Genomic DNA, 16,889 nt, shown 5'->3' on the forward strand with positions numbered 1-16,889 from the left:
ATTCATGTTTGGTGGCGATAGCGGAGGGGTTCCACACGTACCCATCCCGAACACGACCGTTAAGCCCTCCAGCGCCGATGGTACTTGGACCGCAGGGTCCTGGGAGAGTAGGACGTTGCCAAGCAACAACAAGTAAAGAGGACCATGATCTTATTGAGATTATGGTCCTCTTTTTTGCATATAGGGGAAATTACTTACATTCTTGCTTCTCGGCTACTTGCTCAAATTGAGACATGCGTTTGTAATAGAAAGGCACCTTTAAAACCGTTATAAATAAATGATTGTCCTTCGTAGGAGTACAGTTGTTTGTACAGGGAAATACTACAGGTTAGGGCAGTTGATGAAGGCTTGACACCCCTATACCGCTTTGCTAAGATTGCAATAATATATTTTCAGAGAGCCTTGATTTGTCCATGTCGGACAGACAACAAGACCAATACAGACTAAACATTTTGAAGGAGGATCATCTTGGTGTGGGAAGATAAATTCGGTAAGGAAGGCCTTACCTTTGACGACGTTTTGCTGGTACCTCGCAAGTCGGTGGTGCTGCCCAAAGAAGTAAGCGTAGCGACTCGTTTGAGTGATAACGTGAAGCTGAATATTCCTTTGATGAGTGCTGGTATGGATACTGTTACTGAGGCAGTGTTGGCGATTGCGATGGCTCGTGAAGGCGGTATCGGTGTTATTCATAAAAATATGTCGATTGAACAGCAAGCAGTAGAGGTAGATCGGGTTAAACGTTCAGAGAGCGGTGTTATCACCAACCCATTCTCATTGACTCCCGATCATTTGGTGTCCGATGCTGAGGCTGTTATGGGTAAATACCGTATTTCCGGTGTACCTATTGTAAACGAAGAGAATAAATTGGTGGGTATTATTACTAACCGTGATCTTCGCTTTATTCACGATTTTAATCTTAAAATTAGTGAAGTGATGACGAAGGAAGAACTGGTAACTGCACCAGTAGGCACGACCTTACAGGAAGCAGAAGTTATTTTGCAACAGCATAAAATTGAAAAGCTTCCTCTGGTTGATGAAGGCAACTATCTCAAAGGTCTGATCACCATTAAAGATATTGAGAAAGCTATTCAGTTTCCGAACGCAGCGAAGGATGCACAAGGGCGTCTTCTGGTCGGTGCGGCTGTCGGTATTTCCAAGGATACGTTTGAACGGACGGAAGCCCTTGTAAAGGCTGGCGTGGACTTGATTGTTGTGGATTCAGCTCATGGTCATCATATTAACATTATTGAAGCCGTTCGTGAGTTGCGTAAAACTTATCCGGATCTGACGATTGTAGCAGGTAACGTAGCTACGGGTGACGGAACGCGTGAATTGATTGAAGCAGGAGCATCGGTCGTGAAGGTCGGTATTGGTCCAGGCTCTATCTGTACCACACGCGTAATTGCAGGGATTGGTGTTCCGCAAATTACAGCTATTTATGACTGTGCAACTGTAGCACGTGAATATAATATTCCGATTATTGCAGATGGCGGTATTAAATACTCCGGTGAAATCACAAAAGCCATTGCGGCAGGCGCTTCTGCGGTAATGCTGGGAAGCCTTTTTGCAGGTACGGAAGAAAGCCCGGGCGAATCGGAAATTTATCAAGGACGTCGCTTCAAGGTATATCGTGGTATGGGCTCTATGGCTGCGATGAAGCAAGGTAGTAAGGATCGTTATTTCCAAGATGACGACAAGAAATTGGTGCCAGAAGGCATTGAGGGACGCGTTGCTTATAAAGGGCCACTTTCCGACACTGTTCACCAGCTGTTGGGCGGTCTTCGTTCCGGTATGGGATATTGCGGTACTGCTAATATTGAGGAGCTTCGTAACGATACAAGCTTTATCCGTATTACAGGTGCAGGCCTGCGTGAAAGCCATCCACATGATGTGCAAATTACGAAAGAAGCACCAAACTACTCTCTATAAAATTCAGCTGTATTTGACTTGACGACAGGCAGAGCGCATTTCGCTCTGCCTGTCTTTTTTTAGAGATACCCCTGTGATAGAATAGACAAGTGTCCGCCTTCACACAAGGTAACCGATGAGCTAGGGGCACATAGGTATTTTGGAGGATTCCTACCAGTTAGGAAGATTCGAGCACAGAATGCTCATGACAGGCTATATCTTACGAAATGAAATGACACTGAATGAAATAACATTAAAACATTAATTCTTTGGCCAAGTAAAGGCTGTAACCACCGTCTCGTTATACATAGCGAATCGGGTTGAGGTACGAGAGGAGATTGTATTGATTTGAAAGCGAACAATTTGAGGCAAAATAATAAACGCAGCATGATTAAAAAGAGTGTAACTGCAGTCATGGTGCTTAATATGATGTATATGTCGGCCCTGCCGGTTGTAGGTAATTTTGATCCAAGTGTGGCTACTTTTGCTGCTGCAGCAACAACCGAGGCGAAGGATATTATCGGGACAGGTTCTATTAACCCTCCTAGTTTGGCACTCCGTTCTGCCATTTTGGTCGAGCCTTCCACAGGACAGATCTTACTTTCTATGAATCCAGATGAGCCGCTTCCGCCAGCCAGTATGACTAAAATGATGACAGAGTACATCGTAGCAGAGCAGGTTAAGCAAGGCAAGCTCAAGTGGACGGATAAGGTTACGGTTGGCGAGAATGCTGCCAAGAGTATCGGATCACGTATTTTTTTGGCTCAAGGGGATCAACATACGGTAGAGGAGCTTTATATTGCCATGGCCGTAGGTTCTGCTAATGATGCAACAGTAGCTCTTGCAGAACGTGTAGCTGGAACCGAGCAGGACTTTGTAAAACTAATGAATGAAACAGCTCAGAAAATGGGTATGAAAAATACGTATTTTATCAACTCGACTGGTTTGGACCGTAAGGATATGCCTGCAGGGTTTCAACCGGATACAGACCGGGAAACTGTAATGACAGCGAGAGACGCAGCTACTTTGGCCAGTTATATCATTAAGGATCACCCGGATTATACACGGTTTACTACAATTCAATCGTACAAATTCCGCCCCACTGACAAAGCACCAATTATTAACTATAACTGGATGCTAGAAGCGAACAAAAATATCACTAACTTTAGAAAATTCGCTTATCCTGGCTTGGACGGAATGAAAACGGGCCATACAACTAACGCTGGAAACTGTTTTACAGGTACGGCTGAACGTAATGGAATGCGTCTCATTAGTGTCGTTATGGGAGCTGATTCTGAGCCTCACCGTTTTACAGAGACAGCTAAAGTGCTGAACTATGGCTTTGATAATTTTGAAGTGAAACAGGTTGTTGCTCCAAAGACGGTGGTCAAGGGCATTGAGAGTGTACCCGTAACCAAAGGTAAGGAAACAGAAGTGCCGATCGTCACAAAAGATGCGGTGAGTTTCATCGTACCTAAGGGTGCGAGCAATCCTAAGGTAACCTTTACAACAAACATTACACCAGCACTCTCTCTCGTGGCACCTTTGAAGCAAGGGGCAAAAGTCGGAACGATTACGTACACATACAAAACGGATGGCGTGGACAAAGGCCAGACGAAAACGGTTGATTTGGTTACTACGACGGCAGTAGAAGAGGGCGGCTGGTTCCGAATGCTTTTCCGGGCCATTGGTGGTTTCTTCGGTGATTTGTTCCAGGGAATTAAGAATCTCTTCTAAAGAAGTGACGCTAGTGACCTAACGTGTTCTGCATAACTTATTTTGCAACTCGAAATGATTGTGTATTTGGCGTTCGTGCGGTAAAATCTTAAGTTAGAATCTAAACGTAACCCTTACAGGAGGCAATGACATGGAAACGGGAACTTCGCGTGTAAAAAGAGGTATGGCAGAGATGCAAAAAGGCGGCGTAATCATGGATGTCATGAACGCTGAACAGGCTAAAATTGCAGAGGCAGCAGGCGCTACAGCCGTAATGGCTCTTGAACGGGTGCCTTCGGATATCCGTGCAGCGGGTGGCGTTGCTCGTATGGCTGACCCAACGATTGTGGAAGAGGTTATGAAGGTTGTTTCTATTCCTGTTATGGCTAAGGCTCGTATTGGCCACTTTGTTGAGGCAAAGGTACTGGAATCTCTCGGTGTCGATTACCTCGATGAGAGCGAAGTGCTGACACCTGCGGATGAAGTCTTCCATATTGATAAGCGGGAGTTCACCGTTCCATTTGTTTGTGGAGCCAAGGATCTAGGGGAAGCACTGCGTCGTATCAGTGAAGGCGCATCTATGATCCGTACAAAGGGTGAACCGGGAACTGGAAATATTGTTGAGGCTGTTCGTCATATGCGTTTTATCAACGGCCAAATTCGCAAGGTGCAAAACCTGTCGAAGGACGAGCTGTATGCAGAGGCGAAAAACCTCGGAGTTGCTTATGAGTTGCTGTTAGAAGTGCATGAGCTTGGTAAGCTGCCAGTGGTCAACTTTGCAGCAGGCGGTGTAGCAACACCAGCGGATGCTGCGTTGATGATGCATTTGGGCGCTGATGGTGTCTTTGTAGGATCTGGTATCTTCAAGTCAGATAGCCCTGAGAAATTTGCACGGGCAATTGTGGAAGCGACCACTCATTACACCGATTACAAGCTGATTGCAGAAGTTTCCAAGAATTTGGGGACCCCTATGAAAGGCATTGAAATTTCCAAGCTGGCATCGCATGAGCGCATGCAGGATCGTGGTTGGTAAGAAAGAAGGGACCGGCATGAAAATAGGAGTATTGTCGCTGCAAGGCGCTGTAGCTGAGCATATACGAAGCATTGAACGTGCGGGTGCTGAAGGCATAGCAGTGAAGAAGATCGAACAGCTCGATGAGCTGTCCGGTCTTATCATTCCCGGTGGTGAGAGCACCACGATCGGTAAGCTAATGCGCAAGTATGATTTTATAGAGGCGATACGTCAATTTTCCAATCAAGGAAAGCCTGTATTTGGCACTTGTGCAGGATTGATTGTACTGGCCAAAACGATTCAAGAACAGGAAGAAGCACATTTGGGACTCATGGATATTACAGTAGCACGTAATGCTTTTGGTCGCCAACGAGAAAGCTTTGAAACAGACTTAAACATTAAAGGGATTGAGGAACCGGTTCGTGCGGTATTTATCCGTGCGCCTTTAATACAATCTGTTGGAGTGGGAGTAGATGTGCTGTCTGAGTATAACGGCGAGATTGTGGCAGCCCGTCAGGGTCATTTGCTAGCTTCATCCTTCCATCCGGAATTAACAGACGATTACCGGTTGCATCAGTATTTTGTGGATATGGTCCGCGGGTAGCGGAAAGTCAGGTTTGTAGTGTAGGAGGGATCACCTGTGTTAGATATAAAGATTTTGCGTAACGAGCTTGGTCGGGTTGAAAAAGCTTTACAGAACAGAGGTAAATCTCTGGATCTGATTAAGGGCTTTACGGATCTGGATGTCAGCCGTCGTGAGTTGCTTCAGGAAAGTGAAGGACTCAAAAATCGCCGGAATGTCGTATCTGGTGAAGTAGCTAAGTTGAAGAAGAACAAGGAAAATGCGGATGATCTTATTGCTGAAATGCGTCAGGTCTCCGATCGTATTAAAGAATTGGATGAGCAAGTGCGGGAACTGGAAGTTCAGATTGACGAACTGGTGATGTCGATTCCTAATATTCCTAACGAGACTGTGCCTGTAGGCGCTTCGGAAGAGGATAATGTGGAAATCCGCCGCTGGTCGGAGCCGCGCGAGTTTTCTTTTACACCTAAAGCACATTGGGAATTGGCTCAGAATCTAGATATTCTCGATTTTGAGGCTGCCGCTAAGGTAACAGGTTCCCGTTTTACGTTTTACAAGGGATTAGGAGCGCGATTGGAACGTGCGCTAATTAACTTTATGATGGATCTGCACAGCAGTGAGCATGGTTATGAAGAAATGCTACCTCCATACATTGTAAACCGAGACAGCCTGTACGGAACGGGTCAGCTACCGAAGTTTGAAGAGGATTTGTTTAAACTGCGTGATACTGAGTATTATCTTATTCCTACGGCCGAAGTTCCGGTAACGAACTATCACCGAGAAGAGATAATGAATGCAGATCAGCTTCCGAAATATTATGTGGCATACAGCTCTTGTTTTCGCTCAGAGGCAGGGTCAGCAGGGCGTGATACACGAGGTCTGATTCGTCAGCATCAGTTCAATAAAGTAGAAATGCTCAAGCTGGTTCACCCGGATACTTCTTATGAAGAATTAGAGAAAATGACGAATAACGCTGAGCGTGTTTTACAGCTGCTTGGACTTCCATATCGCGTACTGGCACTTTGCACAGGGGATATGGGTTTTACGTCTGCCAAAACGTACGATTTGGAAGTTTGGCTGCCTGAGAGCGGCATGTATCGTGAGATTTCTTCCTGTTCAAACACAGAAGACTTTCAAGCGCGTCGGGCAAACATCCGGTTTCGTCCAGATGCGAAGGCAAAGCCTGAATTTGTACATACGCTGAACGGTTCAGGATTGGCTGTAGGGCGGACTGTTGCTGCTATTTTGGAGAATTATCAGCAAGAGGACGGAAGCATTGTAATTCCCGAAGTGCTGCGTCCATACATGCGAGGCGTTGAGGTTATAACTCCTAAACAGTAAGCCTTGCATTATTAAAAATTCTGTGGTAAAATAATTTTGTTGCGCCTGAGATGTTGATAAGGGAAGCAGCTTTATCCATTTACCACCTGGAGAGGTACCGAAGCGGTCATAACGGGGCGGTCTTGAAAACCGTTAGGGTGCAAGCCCACATGGGTTCGAATCCCATCCTCTCCGCCATATTCTAAAATAAACCAAGCCATTCAAATACGATAGCTGGTACATTAGGCTTTATGCACTAATGATCAGAAGTCGTGAGGAATGGCTTTTTTGTTGTATAAAAAACCTGTTTTTTTCACACGTTATCAGATGTGGAGGTGCTGGCATGAATCGAGAAATGACAGTAGATCAGCAAAAGCTGGTAGAGGCCTGGCAGGAACAACTGCCGATTCTTTTGAATTCAGGAGATAAAACACAGGTACAGGCAGATGAAGCTGATAACCAGGCTATTCGAATCCATATCGAGGTGGAAGGCCGACAAATGTACTCCTTTGATTTTGCGTGTAAATATGTAGATTCCCGGGAAGTACAGGTTAACTTAGTCGATGTAGAGCGTGACGGACGAACTGTGGATGAACGAACAGATATCATTCAACAGCTGGTGTCCGATTATACTCGGCACATTCACCAATGTGCCCAAACATTACAGTCATTGACGCACTCGTAGTCATGAAGGAATGAGGAGGAAGGCTACATGACAAAGGCCAAAAATGGACTGGATAAAAACCTGTCCAACATTGTCGATGATTTGGAGCAACGTCCAGTAAATAGTCATCAGGCACAGCAAGTGCAGCAGGATCGTAATGATCGTCGTCATCAGGATTCACTAAACCACGATAAAACGGAAGATATGAACCATCTATAGTCCTATTTTAAATGGTAATAAACGGATTCGCTGATGTGCCAGTAAATAAACTGTGAATGGAGGATACGCAAATGGGCAAGCCTAGAGCTGTTCCTGTTCCCGAGGCACAGGAGTCTGGTGGAAGTCACAAAAAGCGTGAGCGTAGTCATCAACAGGAGCCATTATCCGGTTCCAAGAAGGTGAAACAGCGGAATCACGTGGATCACCATAACAGAGAAGGTTCATAAGCAGTCAGACTTTTTTCCTAAAAATATTACAAAGCACAAAGACACCCTGGTTAAAGAGCCAGGGTGTCTTTGTGCTTATTGTAAGAAAATTTTCCAATAAGTGTTTCGCCGTTTGTGAATATGAGTTAGAATAGAGGGTGTGTATTTTTTTGTTAGTATAAAAAAAGGGGTTATTATGAGAGGAGAGAATCTACACAATGAGTAAAAAGTTATCCGTCTTGGTCCTCACTATGGTGTTGCTTATGACGGTAGCGCTGGTAGGTTGTAGCAAGAAGTTAGAACCGAAGGAAGCTGTTACGACGGGTACAGCAAATGCTATGAAGTTGAATTCCTACGAATCCAAAAGTCAATTTACCGTTAAGGAACTGGCAATTACCTCCGCTTCTGTTCCGGCTGAACAAAGTGCAATGGTAACTAGCATGCTGAAAAATGCAGACATTACGCTGGATGGTGTATATCAAAAGGAGCCTTTCCAATCTGAAATGACGCTTGGCATTCATTTGAAAGGTGATCTTTCTACCAACTTTACGATTCCAATGGTCATGACTAAAGATAAATTGTACGTTAAAATTCCTAATATTCCATTCTACCCGCTTCCACAGGATGTTGTAGGTAAATTCCTGCTGATTGATCCACAAGAACTGGCTAAACAATCGGGACAAGAATTTAACCCAGCAACCATGGATCAGGAAAAATCGCAAAAATTTGCGAATGAAGTGATTGCTGCTATTATGAACGAGTATGATCAAGCTACGTATTTCTTTGATATTGATCCTAAAGACGCTAAATTGCCACAAGGCGTTGAAGCAAAACAAGTGGTTCAATTTAAAATCACAAACGACAATGTGAAGCAAGCGACCAATACATTTATCACTAAGGCGCTGCCTAAGGTCCTTGATATAATGTCTAAAGACGAATATGCTGGCATGCTTCAAGTGAAGAAAGAAGAACTGGCTGAAGCGAAGAAAGAACTGCAATCCAACACTAGCGAAGTTAGCAAAAAACTGGATGAGTTGAAGAACTATCTGACAGTGAAACAGTTTGACGTTAACACTGCTTTGAACAAGGATAACGTTCCTGTGTATCAAGATCTGAATGCGAACGTGGAAGTGAATGATCCTTCTACGAAAGATAATGTGAAGTTGTCTGTAACAGGATACTCGCAATACAGCAAGATCAATGAAAAAGCAGCATTTAAAGTGGGTATCCCAACAGCTGATCAAGTCCTGACGATCGAACAACTGCAACAAAAAATGCAAACTGTATCTCCTTAAAAAGGGGATGACATCATTATAAACATCAGTCCTTCGGAGGGGATGTAAGAAAACCGCTCGGCATAAGCCGAGCGGTTTTTTTGTCTATGATTAAGTTGTTCTTCGTGCAGTATGAGTTCGTCACACGTTATCCTCAGCTAGAATCGCGAACATCTGATGATCCTGCCATTCGCCCTGAATCTGTACCAGCTTGCGAGCAATACCTTCCGGCTGAAAGCCACACTTCTGTAATACACGTTGTGAGCGATTATTATGCAGAAGGGTACCCGCCTGGAGACGATGTAGAGATAAGGCACGGAAGGCATACTGTATGATTAGCTTTAAAGCAGCCGTCATATGCCCTTTGCCCTGCTCTTGTTGATCCATCATATAGCCGACATCGGCGAATTGACCAACTCCACGCACCAGATTGGAAATAGAAATATAACCTATCAAACGTTCTTGTTTTAAGAGAAAGATACCAAACAAGTACCCTCGATCTTCTTCCGCTTGACGCAATCTCTGACGGATATAATCCTGTTGTTTCTCTAAAGTAAAAAATGAATCCTCATAAAGCGGTTCATAGGGCGCATGAGAGTCCCTATTTCGAAGCCTAAGGGCGAGAAGGGCTTCGCCATCCTCCAAGCTTAGAGGACGTAAAAAGATCCCCTGAGGCGTGTTATACAAGCTCATAGGCATGGGTTGGTCTCCTTTCATGGGGAATTAGCAGTGAAATGAGAACTTTTGCCTTGTTCTCCTCAGGATGGAGAGGGGGGAGGAGATGATTTGGCAGCCGCTCTTTTCTGACGGAGCTGTCGGAAAAAGTTTGTTAGCAAGGAGGCACATTCCTCTTGAAGTACACCACTGGTTACTTCTGTACAATGGTTAAAGCGAGGCTCCTGCAATAAATTCATTAGCGTGCCTGCGCAGCCTGCCTTGGGATCTGTAGTGCCGTATATTAAATGAGGGACACGCGATTGCACAATGGCTCCAGCGCACATCGGGCACGGCTCCAAAGTGACATACAGCCTGCAATCCAGCAGGCGCCAGGCTCCCAGATGGTCACTGGCCTGCCGGATGGCAACCATCTCTGCATGTGCGGTTGGGTCGGTATCGGTCTCGCGCAAATTGTAGCCACGACCGATAATTTCATTATCTTTTACAATGACAGCTCCGATGGGGACTTCACCCAACGCTTCTGCCTTGTACGCTTCCTGAATGGCTTCTTTCATCCAATAGGCGTGATCCATAGTGGTCACTGGGGAATTGCTCCTTTCAAACGGCGGAATTATCCAACGAACAAGTATTCCGTTGTTAACATGATGTGAATAAAATTGTGGATAACACCATACTTGTCCACAGATTTATCCACAACTTATAACAACATCTGTGTATTTGTGGACTAAATGTGGATGATTATCTTATTACATTGTAGGTAAATGCTCGCCTATTGACAACATTGTTCACAAGATGTGTATTTATGTATATCCGGTAAATGTAAATGCTGGTATCCCAGACGCTATTACGGTATCATTGAGTTAGCAATTGCCAGTAATCGCCAGCATACGGCAAGAGGTGAGAAATCAGTGTGTCGATAAAAATCAGAATAACGATCATTTTGTCAGGGTCGGTCCTATTTATCCTGTTGTTAAACATCGCACTCAATTACTACACGACCCATGAAAATCTAAGAAGTGACAGTGAAACCAAAATGGTTCTGACGGCTAAAATTATCGGAGGAGCTATCGAACAAAACCGGCATAGCTGGGAGGCCGTTGACAAGCAGCTCGGATATAATTTGTGGCTTTCTGCTACGTTGGCTGCTAATCAGCTCGATTCCGATATCCGAAATATCCAGCAGGAACAGCTACAACAAATAGCTACACTCCACAGGGATATTAATATTTCTTTGATAATCCGAGAAGGACAGGGGTATAAGGTTGTCAAATCTTCGAATCCTAAAGAGCTAACGTCATCCGATCCATTGACGGGGCATTGGAAAAATGCAGTTGACCAATTATATGAGCATGGACAGGTGGCCATGGCACATGGTCAGAATCTAGATCATTTTTGGACCAGCTCATTTGATTACACAGATTCAGGCTTTGCACATATCAATAAATGGGGATTCTATTATGACCAAAAACGTAACTACTTAATTCGAATATCCTTCCAGGATACTTCAGTCCAGGATTTTATACCTATCCTGAGCCCAGCTGAGATTGTGAAGCAGACTCAGCAAGTGGATTATCGCATTTTGGAGATAACAGGAATCAACCCTGCAACCTTTGGTGGCGCTACGATGGACAAAAACGGTAACGACCGAAAGTACTATTACATGTACAACAAACCGATCCAATTCGGCACGTATCAACTAGCGAGAGTGCCAGAGGATCGTTTGGCCGTGTCCAGGGCGATTCTTTCGGGAGAGAGTATCGTACAAGATTGCTATATCAAAGGCGAACGGGTGCTTGTCAGTTACATACCTTTTTATCCGTCAAACCGTGATGCCTATGTCATCCGTATTGTCATGAGTTATGATACCATCGCTTCTGTTATATCCAAGCAATTGATTAGCTTGGTAGCCATTTCCATTGTTCTATTGGAGGTTGTGATCATTGGAAGCTATGTGCTCGCCAGCTTATTTGTCCGGCCCATTCAGTCAATTCTGGGGAAAGTGAACGAGATGGCTGACGGTCATTTTGATACACGGCTACAAATTAAAGGTGGCCATGAGCTTGCACAGCTCGGTGAGCGCATTAATGCGATGGCCTACAATTTAGGGATGTATACGAGAAGACTTGAACAGATGTATGAAGAAAACCGTTCTGTAAAAGAGCATCTAGAATCAGTTATTAATCAGACGGCAGATGCCATCCATGTAACCGATCAGGAGGATTGTGTTATTCGGGTCAACCATGCATTCGAAGCTTTGTACGGATGGACCAAGAAAGAGTTGGTTGGCCGTAAGCTGGAGTTTGTACCTCCACAGCTACAGGAGGAGTATGAATTTCAGAAGGAGAGCCTGCTTCAGGGAGAAAGCATCGTATCAAGTGAGACCCTACGAATGCGTAAGGATGGAAGTACAGTAGAGATTAGTATGAGTACGTCGCCTATTCTGGATGAACAAGGCGAAATCCTAGGCTTTATCTGTGTTTCTCGTGATATCACGGGGCGCAACCGGATGGAGGAACTGCTGCGTAGATCAGAGAAACTGACAACTGTAGGGCAGCTGGCGGCAGGCGTAGCGCATGAGATTCGTAATCCATTAACCACACTACGCGGCTTCCTACAACTACAGCAGCAAAATCAAGTGTTAAATATGAAACACAACGATATTATGATGTCTGAGCTGGATCGCATTAATTTGATTGTTAGCGAGTTTTTAATCCTGGCGAAGCCACAAGCCGTGCATTTTCAGAAAAAAGATGTTCGTTATATTGTGAGTGATGTTATTTCTTTGCTAGATAGCCAGGCGCATCTGTTGGGTATTGTATTCGATCTTCAGGTCACAGACGAACCTGCCTTGGTATATGCTGAAGAAAATCAGTTAAAACAGGTATTCATTAATTTACTTAAAAATAGCATGGAGGCTATGAGTAAAGGCGGCATCATCACAATTCATTTGTTCTTAGAGGGAGAAAGCGTTAAAATCGTCATACGGGACCAAGGAAAGGGCATTCCTGCAGAAATGCTGTCCAAGCTGGGAGAACCTTTTGTCACAAGCAAAGAAACAGGTACAGGGCTGGGGCTTATGGTCAGCCAGCGTATTATACAGAGCCACAAAGGCACACTGGATATTGAAAGCACAGAGGGAGAGGGGACAACTGCCCTCGTGCAGCTTCCGATTGCCAAGCCTGAATAACGAGCCAGGGCAGGAGGAAGTGTGTTTGTAGAAATGGAGGGTACACAGGTTGCGCATTAACAAGTTTATCAGCGAAACTGGCTATTGCTCGCGCCGGGAGGCGGACAAGCTGGTAGAGAGCGGCCGCGTGACGATTAACGGCGAAGTGGCCGTGCTGGGCAGTCAAGCGGAGGAAGGCGATGATGTTCGTGTGAACGGCAAGCCACTGCGCGATAAGTCCGATCACGTCTATATTGCATTGAACAAGCCAGTGGGCATTACAAGCACGACAGAGAGCCACATTAGAGGCAATATTGTCGATTTTGTGGGGCATCCGCAGCGGATATTTCCGATTGGGCGCCTGGATAAGGATTCGGAAGGTCTCATTTTACTGACCAATGATGGAGACATTGTGAATAAGATTTTACGGGCAGAAGGCAAGCATGAGAAAGAATATATCGTAACGGTGGATCGTCCGGTCACACCATCTTTTGTACAGGGGATGTCCAGCGGTGTGAAGATACTCGGTCAGCGGACATTGCCCTGTGAGGTGACGCGTGTATCTGAGCATGTATTCCGTATTATCCTGACAGAAGGGAAAAATCGCCAGATCCGACGTATGTGCGCTGCCTTCGGCTATGAAGTTAAAAAACTGCAACGCCTGCGAATTATGAATATTCGGCTGGGATCCCTTCAGAAAGGCGCCTGGCGTGATTTAACAGAGGCTGAAAAGCGGGAACTGGGCCAGATGCTTGATTATACGCTTAGCTAATGCGAGAGGCCTTCTGATAGCCTATAGCGCTTGGCTCTCGTATATGACAGGTTAGAATACAGGAATCACTAAAGCAAAAGGCACCAGCTGCAAAAAAATGCGGCGGTGCCTTTGTTCATATAACATATTCATGATCAACCTTCATTCGAGCTTGAGGTAGGACTAATAACTTGTGTACCGTTCTGATATTTGCGAAGAACGGAAATTTCGACACGACGGTTTTTGGAGCGTCCTTCTCCAGTTTGGTTGCTTGCCAAAGGTCGATACTCGCCATATCCGATGGATACAAACTTGGTTGGATTGAGCTGCGGATTCAGCAACAAAATACGCAAAAAATTAAGCGAGCGTTTGGCACTCAAATCAAAGTTGGACGGGAACTGACTATTGGAAATAGGTACATTGTCTGTATGACCGGATACGATAACATCATAGCCAGGGAACTGTTGGAGCATGCTGGAAATGGACTTGGCCAGCTTCCTTGCTTCCGGCTTTACTTCAGCCTGCCCGGATGAAAACAGAGCATTATCACTAATGGTGATCATCAGCTGGGATTGGTTCAGCTTGGTGTTCAGCAGAGTGGACAGACCGTTATTTTGAATGTATTGATCCATTTGTTTTTTAAGCTTCTTTAAATCTTCTTCTTCCCGCTGAGCGAGTTGCTTCTGCAGATCAGAGGTAGAAGTGGCTTTCGATTTTAATGGTTGTGATACTTGTTCTTTATTTTTGCCCATATCCATCGATTGTGATGACGGATTCGCGGCTGAGTGATCCAGCACGCCCGTACCGCCACTAAAAGCTGAACTCAGGGATTGAGCCATAGTTTCGAATTTTTTGGCATCGAGCGAGCTCATACCGAATAAGACAATAAAAAGAGCCAACAGAAGGGTCATTAAGTCGGAATATGGCAACAGCCAGCTTTCGTCAGCATGCTCTTCGTGCGGTTCATGTCTCTTTTTACTCACTGGAATCGCCATCCTTCTGGGTCATTGTAGCCCGTTCGGTCGGAGTCAGGAAGATCGTCAGTTTCTGACTGATGGCAATCGTAGATATCCCCGATTGAATGGAAAGCAGACCTTCGACCATCATTAACTTAAGTTCCACTTCTTTTTTGGATAGCCGTTTCAGCTTGTTGGACATTGGATGCCACAGAACATAACCGGTAAAAATACCGAGCAACGTGGCAATGAAGGCTGCTGCAATGGCATGAGACAGCTTTTCCATGTCACTAAGGTCGGCCAGAGCGGCGATCAGACCTACAACCGCACCAAGTACCCCGAGCGTTGGAGCATACATACCGGCTTGGGAGAAGATCAGTGCACCAGAGCGATGTCGGTCCTCGGTGGCATTAATATCCTCCATCAGAACGTCCCGTACGAATTCCTGATCATTGCCGTCAATAATCATTCGCATGCCGCCACGCATAAAGGGATCGTCGATTTCCTCTACCTTGGATTCCAAAGCGAGCAGACCTTCACGGCGGGTAATGGATGCCCACTCGGTAAACGTACCGATGAGCTCTTTGCGGTCTAACAGTTTTTGTTCGGTGAAAATAACCTTGAACAGCTTCGGAATCCGTTTGATTTCTGCCATCGGGAAGGCCATAAATATACTCGCTGCCGTTCCGACGAAAATAATCATGTAAGCAGCGGGGTTGTTGACCAGATTGACGACCGGAGCGCCTTTTAAGATCATCCCTACAACCAGTGACACAATCCCGAGCACAAGTCCGATAATGGTTGAAATTTGCATGATACACCTCATCCATGAGAATAGATTTTGAATCCTTTCATGCCGCATGGGTCATCCTTGCCCCAAGCGCGTCATTATGAGACGGATTATAGTATTTATCGACAAAACTCTCTTTTTTGTTAAGGGCGAATTTCCGGTATAATAAGGTGATTGGGTATTGAATGGCTGAACCACTGGAGGAAATAGCATGGGAGTAAAGCATGGGCGCGAGTATGAACAAATTTTGAACGATTTGACAGAGGCTGTGGGACGCATCCCAGATAGCTATGAATTTTTTGAAATGGAAGCAGAAGATTGGGACAGGCTGGACCCAGCGGGGCGTCAGGAGGTCAGTGAAGCTTTGGCAGAAGACTTATTTTATGCACTGGGTACAGAGCCCATAATCACTGTAGGTAGCGGCGTTGTGATTTATGAGCCGGAGCAGCACCGGATTTATGTACTCATCGGGGATGAGGAGCTGACGTCGGTCCCTTTGATCTAAAGGCTGTCTTATGGATTTATCAACGGGGCCGTGGTAATATGTACACCAATATATCGTAGTTTTGGCCGCATGAAGCGGCTGAAAGGCTTCCGTATAAACGGGGAGGAGTTCGTAACATGCCTTTTACACAAGAAGAGATTGAAGCACATCTGGAGAAACTGGAGGGCTGGGAACTGGAGGAAGGACGATGGATCGTTCGGAAATACAATTTTTCCAGTTTTATGAAAGGTATTGCATTCGTGGATGAAGTTGCCGCTATATCTGAGGCATTTAATCACCATCCATTTATTACGATTGATTACAAGACCGTGACTCTGCGTTTGACCTCTTGGGACGATGGCGGTATTATGGCTGTAGATATTAAAGAAGCTCAACAATATAATGAAGCTTTTGAAAAAATGCGCAGCGGTCATTAAGTTTGTAATGATCTGTCGTATATGCTAAGAGCGCCTTCGCTATACAACATCGCGGTTGTATAGCGAAGGCGCTTTTATTTATAAAGCCCAGTTCTAATGTTCAGGACGATATACCATACAATGGAACGGCTTTCTGCCATCTGGAGTCTGGCGCTCATAGGTATCTGTCAGCCCGAATCCAGCTGCCTTATAGGCTCGAATAGCCCGTTGATTCCAGGTGAGCACCTCTAGGTCAATCTCATTCTGCGGGTGGCGTCGTCTGGCTTCCTCGGCAATGGCCCGGACAAAGTCGGAGCCTGTGCCGTGTCCGCATCTTTCAGGACGCATTCCAAGACCCAGCCGGGTCACACCAACCATAGGAAAATATTGAGCAAATCCCGCAAGCTCATTCTTTGCGTCCAGTACGGCAACATATTGCTCCTGGCGAAGCGTAGGACTCCCAAATTCGACTTCAAGTGCCTTCATTTGTTCCCATGGAAGCCAGCCGTATATGTTGTAGGGGGGATCATAGCGCCACTCACAAATTTCAGCCGCTTGGTGCTCGTCCATCGGTACGATCCGGTAGTTGGATATTGAGGCAGGCACTTTTCCATTCCTCCTTTTGCGTACTTCAATCATTAACAACAGATTGTAGACAAGTTGTAGAGGAATGGCAAGCGTGTTTATTTCGTACCTAAGTCGGGTATACATTCAATAAGAAGGAATTTACCGTTCAATGCTCCCCC

At 45.3% G+C, this 16,889-nt stretch carries 18 protein-coding genes, 1 tRNA gene and 1 rRNA gene; 15 read left to right on the forward strand and 5 right to left on the reverse strand.

Features of this window, described 5'->3' with window-relative positions; genetic code table 11:
* Positions 1-7: 7 nt before the first annotated feature.
* The 11 genes from rrf to ACQQ6X_RS03865 all read left to right on the forward strand — a co-directional run bounded on the left by rrf (position 8) and on the right by ACQQ6X_RS03865 (position 8,923).
* A 5S ribosomal RNA gene (gene rrf / locus ACQQ6X_RS03815) occupies positions 8-124 on the forward strand.
* A gap of 347 nt (positions 125-471) precedes the next feature.
* A complete protein-coding gene (guaB, locus tag ACQQ6X_RS03820; protein ID WP_063212177.1) occupies positions 472-1,929 on the forward strand; it encodes an IMP dehydrogenase in 1,458 nt (485 codons plus the stop codon).
* 327 nt (positions 1,930-2,256) lie between these two features.
* The gene (locus ACQQ6X_RS03825; RefSeq protein ID WP_305168145.1) at positions 2,257-3,645 is read left to right on the forward strand and encodes a D-alanyl-D-alanine carboxypeptidase family protein; all 1,389 of its coding nucleotides are present in this window, start codon (positions 2,257-2,259) and stop codon (positions 3,643-3,645) included.
* Between the two features lie 130 nt (positions 3,646-3,775).
* Positions 3,776-4,657, forward strand: a complete 882-nt coding sequence (gene pdxS / locus ACQQ6X_RS03830; protein ID WP_063212174.1) for a pyridoxal 5'-phosphate synthase lyase subunit PdxS — start codon at positions 3,776-3,778, stop codon at positions 4,655-4,657.
* A gap of 16 nt (positions 4,658-4,673) precedes the next feature.
* Entirely contained in the window at positions 4,674-5,240 is a 567-nt protein-coding gene (pdxT, locus tag ACQQ6X_RS03835; protein WP_305168146.1) for a pyridoxal 5'-phosphate synthase glutaminase subunit PdxT, read from the forward strand.
* A gap of 36 nt (positions 5,241-5,276) precedes the next feature.
* Complete coding sequence (serS, locus tag ACQQ6X_RS03840) at positions 5,277-6,560, forward strand: serine--tRNA ligase (RefSeq protein WP_063212172.1); 1,284 nt, start codon at positions 5,277-5,279, stop codon at positions 6,558-6,560.
* Positions 6,561-6,648: 88 nt separating this feature from the next.
* Positions 6,649-6,737: transfer RNA gene (locus tag ACQQ6X_RS03845), tRNA-Ser, on the forward strand.
* Between the two features lie 145 nt (positions 6,738-6,882).
* The gene (locus tag ACQQ6X_RS03850; RefSeq protein ID WP_063212171.1) at positions 6,883-7,224 is read left to right on the forward strand and encodes a hypothetical protein; all 342 of its coding nucleotides are present in this window, start codon (positions 6,883-6,885) and stop codon (positions 7,222-7,224) included.
* Between the two features lie 27 nt (positions 7,225-7,251).
* Positions 7,252-7,422 (forward strand): hypothetical protein, encoded by a 171-nt coding sequence (locus tag ACQQ6X_RS03855; RefSeq protein ID WP_167669752.1) that lies wholly within the window; start codon positions 7,252-7,254, stop codon positions 7,420-7,422.
* Between the two features lie 71 nt (positions 7,423-7,493).
* On the forward strand, positions 7,494-7,649 hold the full coding sequence (locus tag ACQQ6X_RS03860) for a small acid-soluble spore protein P (RefSeq protein WP_305168147.1): 156 nt from the start codon (positions 7,494-7,496) through the stop codon (positions 7,647-7,649).
* Between the two features lie 197 nt (positions 7,650-7,846).
* On the forward strand, positions 7,847-8,923 hold the full coding sequence (locus ACQQ6X_RS03865; RefSeq protein WP_063212169.1) for a hypothetical protein: 1,077 nt from the start codon (positions 7,847-7,849) through the stop codon (positions 8,921-8,923).
* 120 nt (positions 8,924-9,043) lie between these two features.
* Here ACQQ6X_RS03865 and ACQQ6X_RS03870 read toward each other — a convergent pair whose 3' ends face one another.
* Together ACQQ6X_RS03870 and tadA are read right to left on the reverse strand one after the other, a co-directional pair.
* Positions 9,044-9,601 carry a GNAT family N-acetyltransferase gene (locus ACQQ6X_RS03870; protein ID WP_305168148.1) on the reverse strand — a complete coding sequence of 186 codons (558 nt, stop codon included), beginning with the start codon at positions 9,599-9,601 and terminating at the stop codon, positions 9,044-9,046.
* 59 nt (positions 9,602-9,660) lie between these two features.
* A complete protein-coding gene (gene tadA, locus ACQQ6X_RS03875) occupies positions 9,661-10,161 on the reverse strand; it encodes a tRNA adenosine(34) deaminase TadA (RefSeq protein ID WP_305168149.1) in 501 nt (166 codons plus the stop codon).
* Between the two features lie 329 nt (positions 10,162-10,490).
* Here tadA and ACQQ6X_RS03880 point away from each other — a divergent pair, with 329 nt between their 5' ends.
* Positions 10,491-12,767: a PAS domain S-box protein gene (locus ACQQ6X_RS03880; RefSeq protein WP_305168150.1), complete on the forward strand. Its 2,277-nt coding sequence runs from the start codon at positions 10,491-10,493 to the stop codon at positions 12,765-12,767.
* 49 nt (positions 12,768-12,816) lie between these two features.
* Positions 12,817-13,518: a 23S rRNA pseudouridine(2604) synthase RluF gene (rluF, locus tag ACQQ6X_RS03885; protein WP_305168151.1), complete on the forward strand. Its 702-nt coding sequence runs from the start codon at positions 12,817-12,819 to the stop codon at positions 13,516-13,518.
* 134 nt (positions 13,519-13,652) lie between these two features.
* On the opposite strand, the gene motB is transcribed toward rluF, so the two are convergent.
* Both motB and motA read right to left on the reverse strand, forming a co-directional pair.
* The gene (gene motB, locus ACQQ6X_RS03890; protein ID WP_064795689.1) at positions 13,653-14,480 is read right to left on the reverse strand and encodes a flagellar motor protein MotB; all 828 of its coding nucleotides are present in this window, start codon (positions 14,478-14,480) and stop codon (positions 13,653-13,655) included.
* Entirely contained in the window at positions 14,473-15,267 is a 795-nt protein-coding gene (gene motA, locus ACQQ6X_RS03895; RefSeq protein ID WP_025723780.1) for a flagellar motor stator protein MotA, read from the reverse strand. Before motA ends, motB begins: the two co-directional genes overlap by 8 nt.
* 187 nt (positions 15,268-15,454) lie before the next feature.
* On the opposite strand from motA, the gene ACQQ6X_RS03900 reads away from it, so the two are divergent.
* A complete protein-coding gene (locus ACQQ6X_RS03900; protein WP_142614836.1) occupies positions 15,455-15,748 on the forward strand; it encodes a hypothetical protein in 294 nt (97 codons plus the stop codon).
* A gap of 116 nt (positions 15,749-15,864) precedes the next feature.
* The gene (locus ACQQ6X_RS03905) at positions 15,865-16,164 is read left to right on the forward strand and encodes a 4a-hydroxytetrahydrobiopterin dehydratase (RefSeq protein WP_063212161.1); all 300 of its coding nucleotides are present in this window, start codon (positions 15,865-15,867) and stop codon (positions 16,162-16,164) included.
* Between the two features lie 93 nt (positions 16,165-16,257).
* On the opposite strand, the gene ACQQ6X_RS03910 is transcribed toward ACQQ6X_RS03905, so the two are convergent.
* The gene (locus ACQQ6X_RS03910) at positions 16,258-16,749 is read right to left on the reverse strand and encodes a GNAT family N-acetyltransferase (protein ID WP_305168152.1); all 492 of its coding nucleotides are present in this window, start codon (positions 16,747-16,749) and stop codon (positions 16,258-16,260) included.
* Between the last annotated feature and the right edge of the window lie 140 nt (positions 16,750-16,889).

The organism is Paenibacillus ottowii, assembly GCF_050516475.1.
Classification (GTDB): domain Bacteria; phylum Bacillota; class Bacilli; order Paenibacillales; family Paenibacillaceae; genus Paenibacillus; species Paenibacillus ottowii.

Coding starts and splice junctions, on each gene's coding strand:
- pdxS (WP_063212174.1), top strand. CDS start 3,776: ATGGAAACGGGAACTTCGCGTGTAAAAAGAGGTATGGCAGAGATGCAA.
- pdxT (WP_305168146.1), top strand. CDS start 4,674: ATGAAAATAGGAGTATTGTCGCTGCAAGGCGCTGTAGCTGAGCATATA.
- ACQQ6X_RS03850 (WP_063212171.1), top strand. CDS start 6,883: ATGAATCGAGAAATGACAGTAGATCAGCAAAAGCTGGTAGAGGCCTGG.
- ACQQ6X_RS03855 (WP_167669752.1), top strand. CDS start 7,252: ATGACAAAGGCCAAAAATGGACTGGATAAAAACCTGTCCAACATTGTC.
- ACQQ6X_RS03860 (WP_305168147.1), top strand. CDS start 7,494: ATGGGCAAGCCTAGAGCTGTTCCTGTTCCCGAGGCACAGGAGTCTGGT.
- ACQQ6X_RS03865 (WP_063212169.1), top strand. CDS start 7,847: ATGAGTAAAAAGTTATCCGTCTTGGTCCTCACTATGGTGTTGCTTATG.
- ACQQ6X_RS03870 (WP_305168148.1), bottom strand. CDS start 9,601: ATGCCTATGAGCTTGTATAACACGCCTCAGGGGATCTTTTTACGTCCT.
- motA (WP_025723780.1), bottom strand. CDS start 15,267: ATGCAAATTTCAACCATTATCGGACTTGTGCTCGGGATTGTGTCACTG.
- ACQQ6X_RS03900 (WP_142614836.1), top strand. CDS start 15,455: ATGGGAGTAAAGCATGGGCGCGAGTATGAACAAATTTTGAACGATTTG.
- ACQQ6X_RS03905 (WP_063212161.1), top strand. CDS start 15,865: ATGCCTTTTACACAAGAAGAGATTGAAGCACATCTGGAGAAACTGGAG.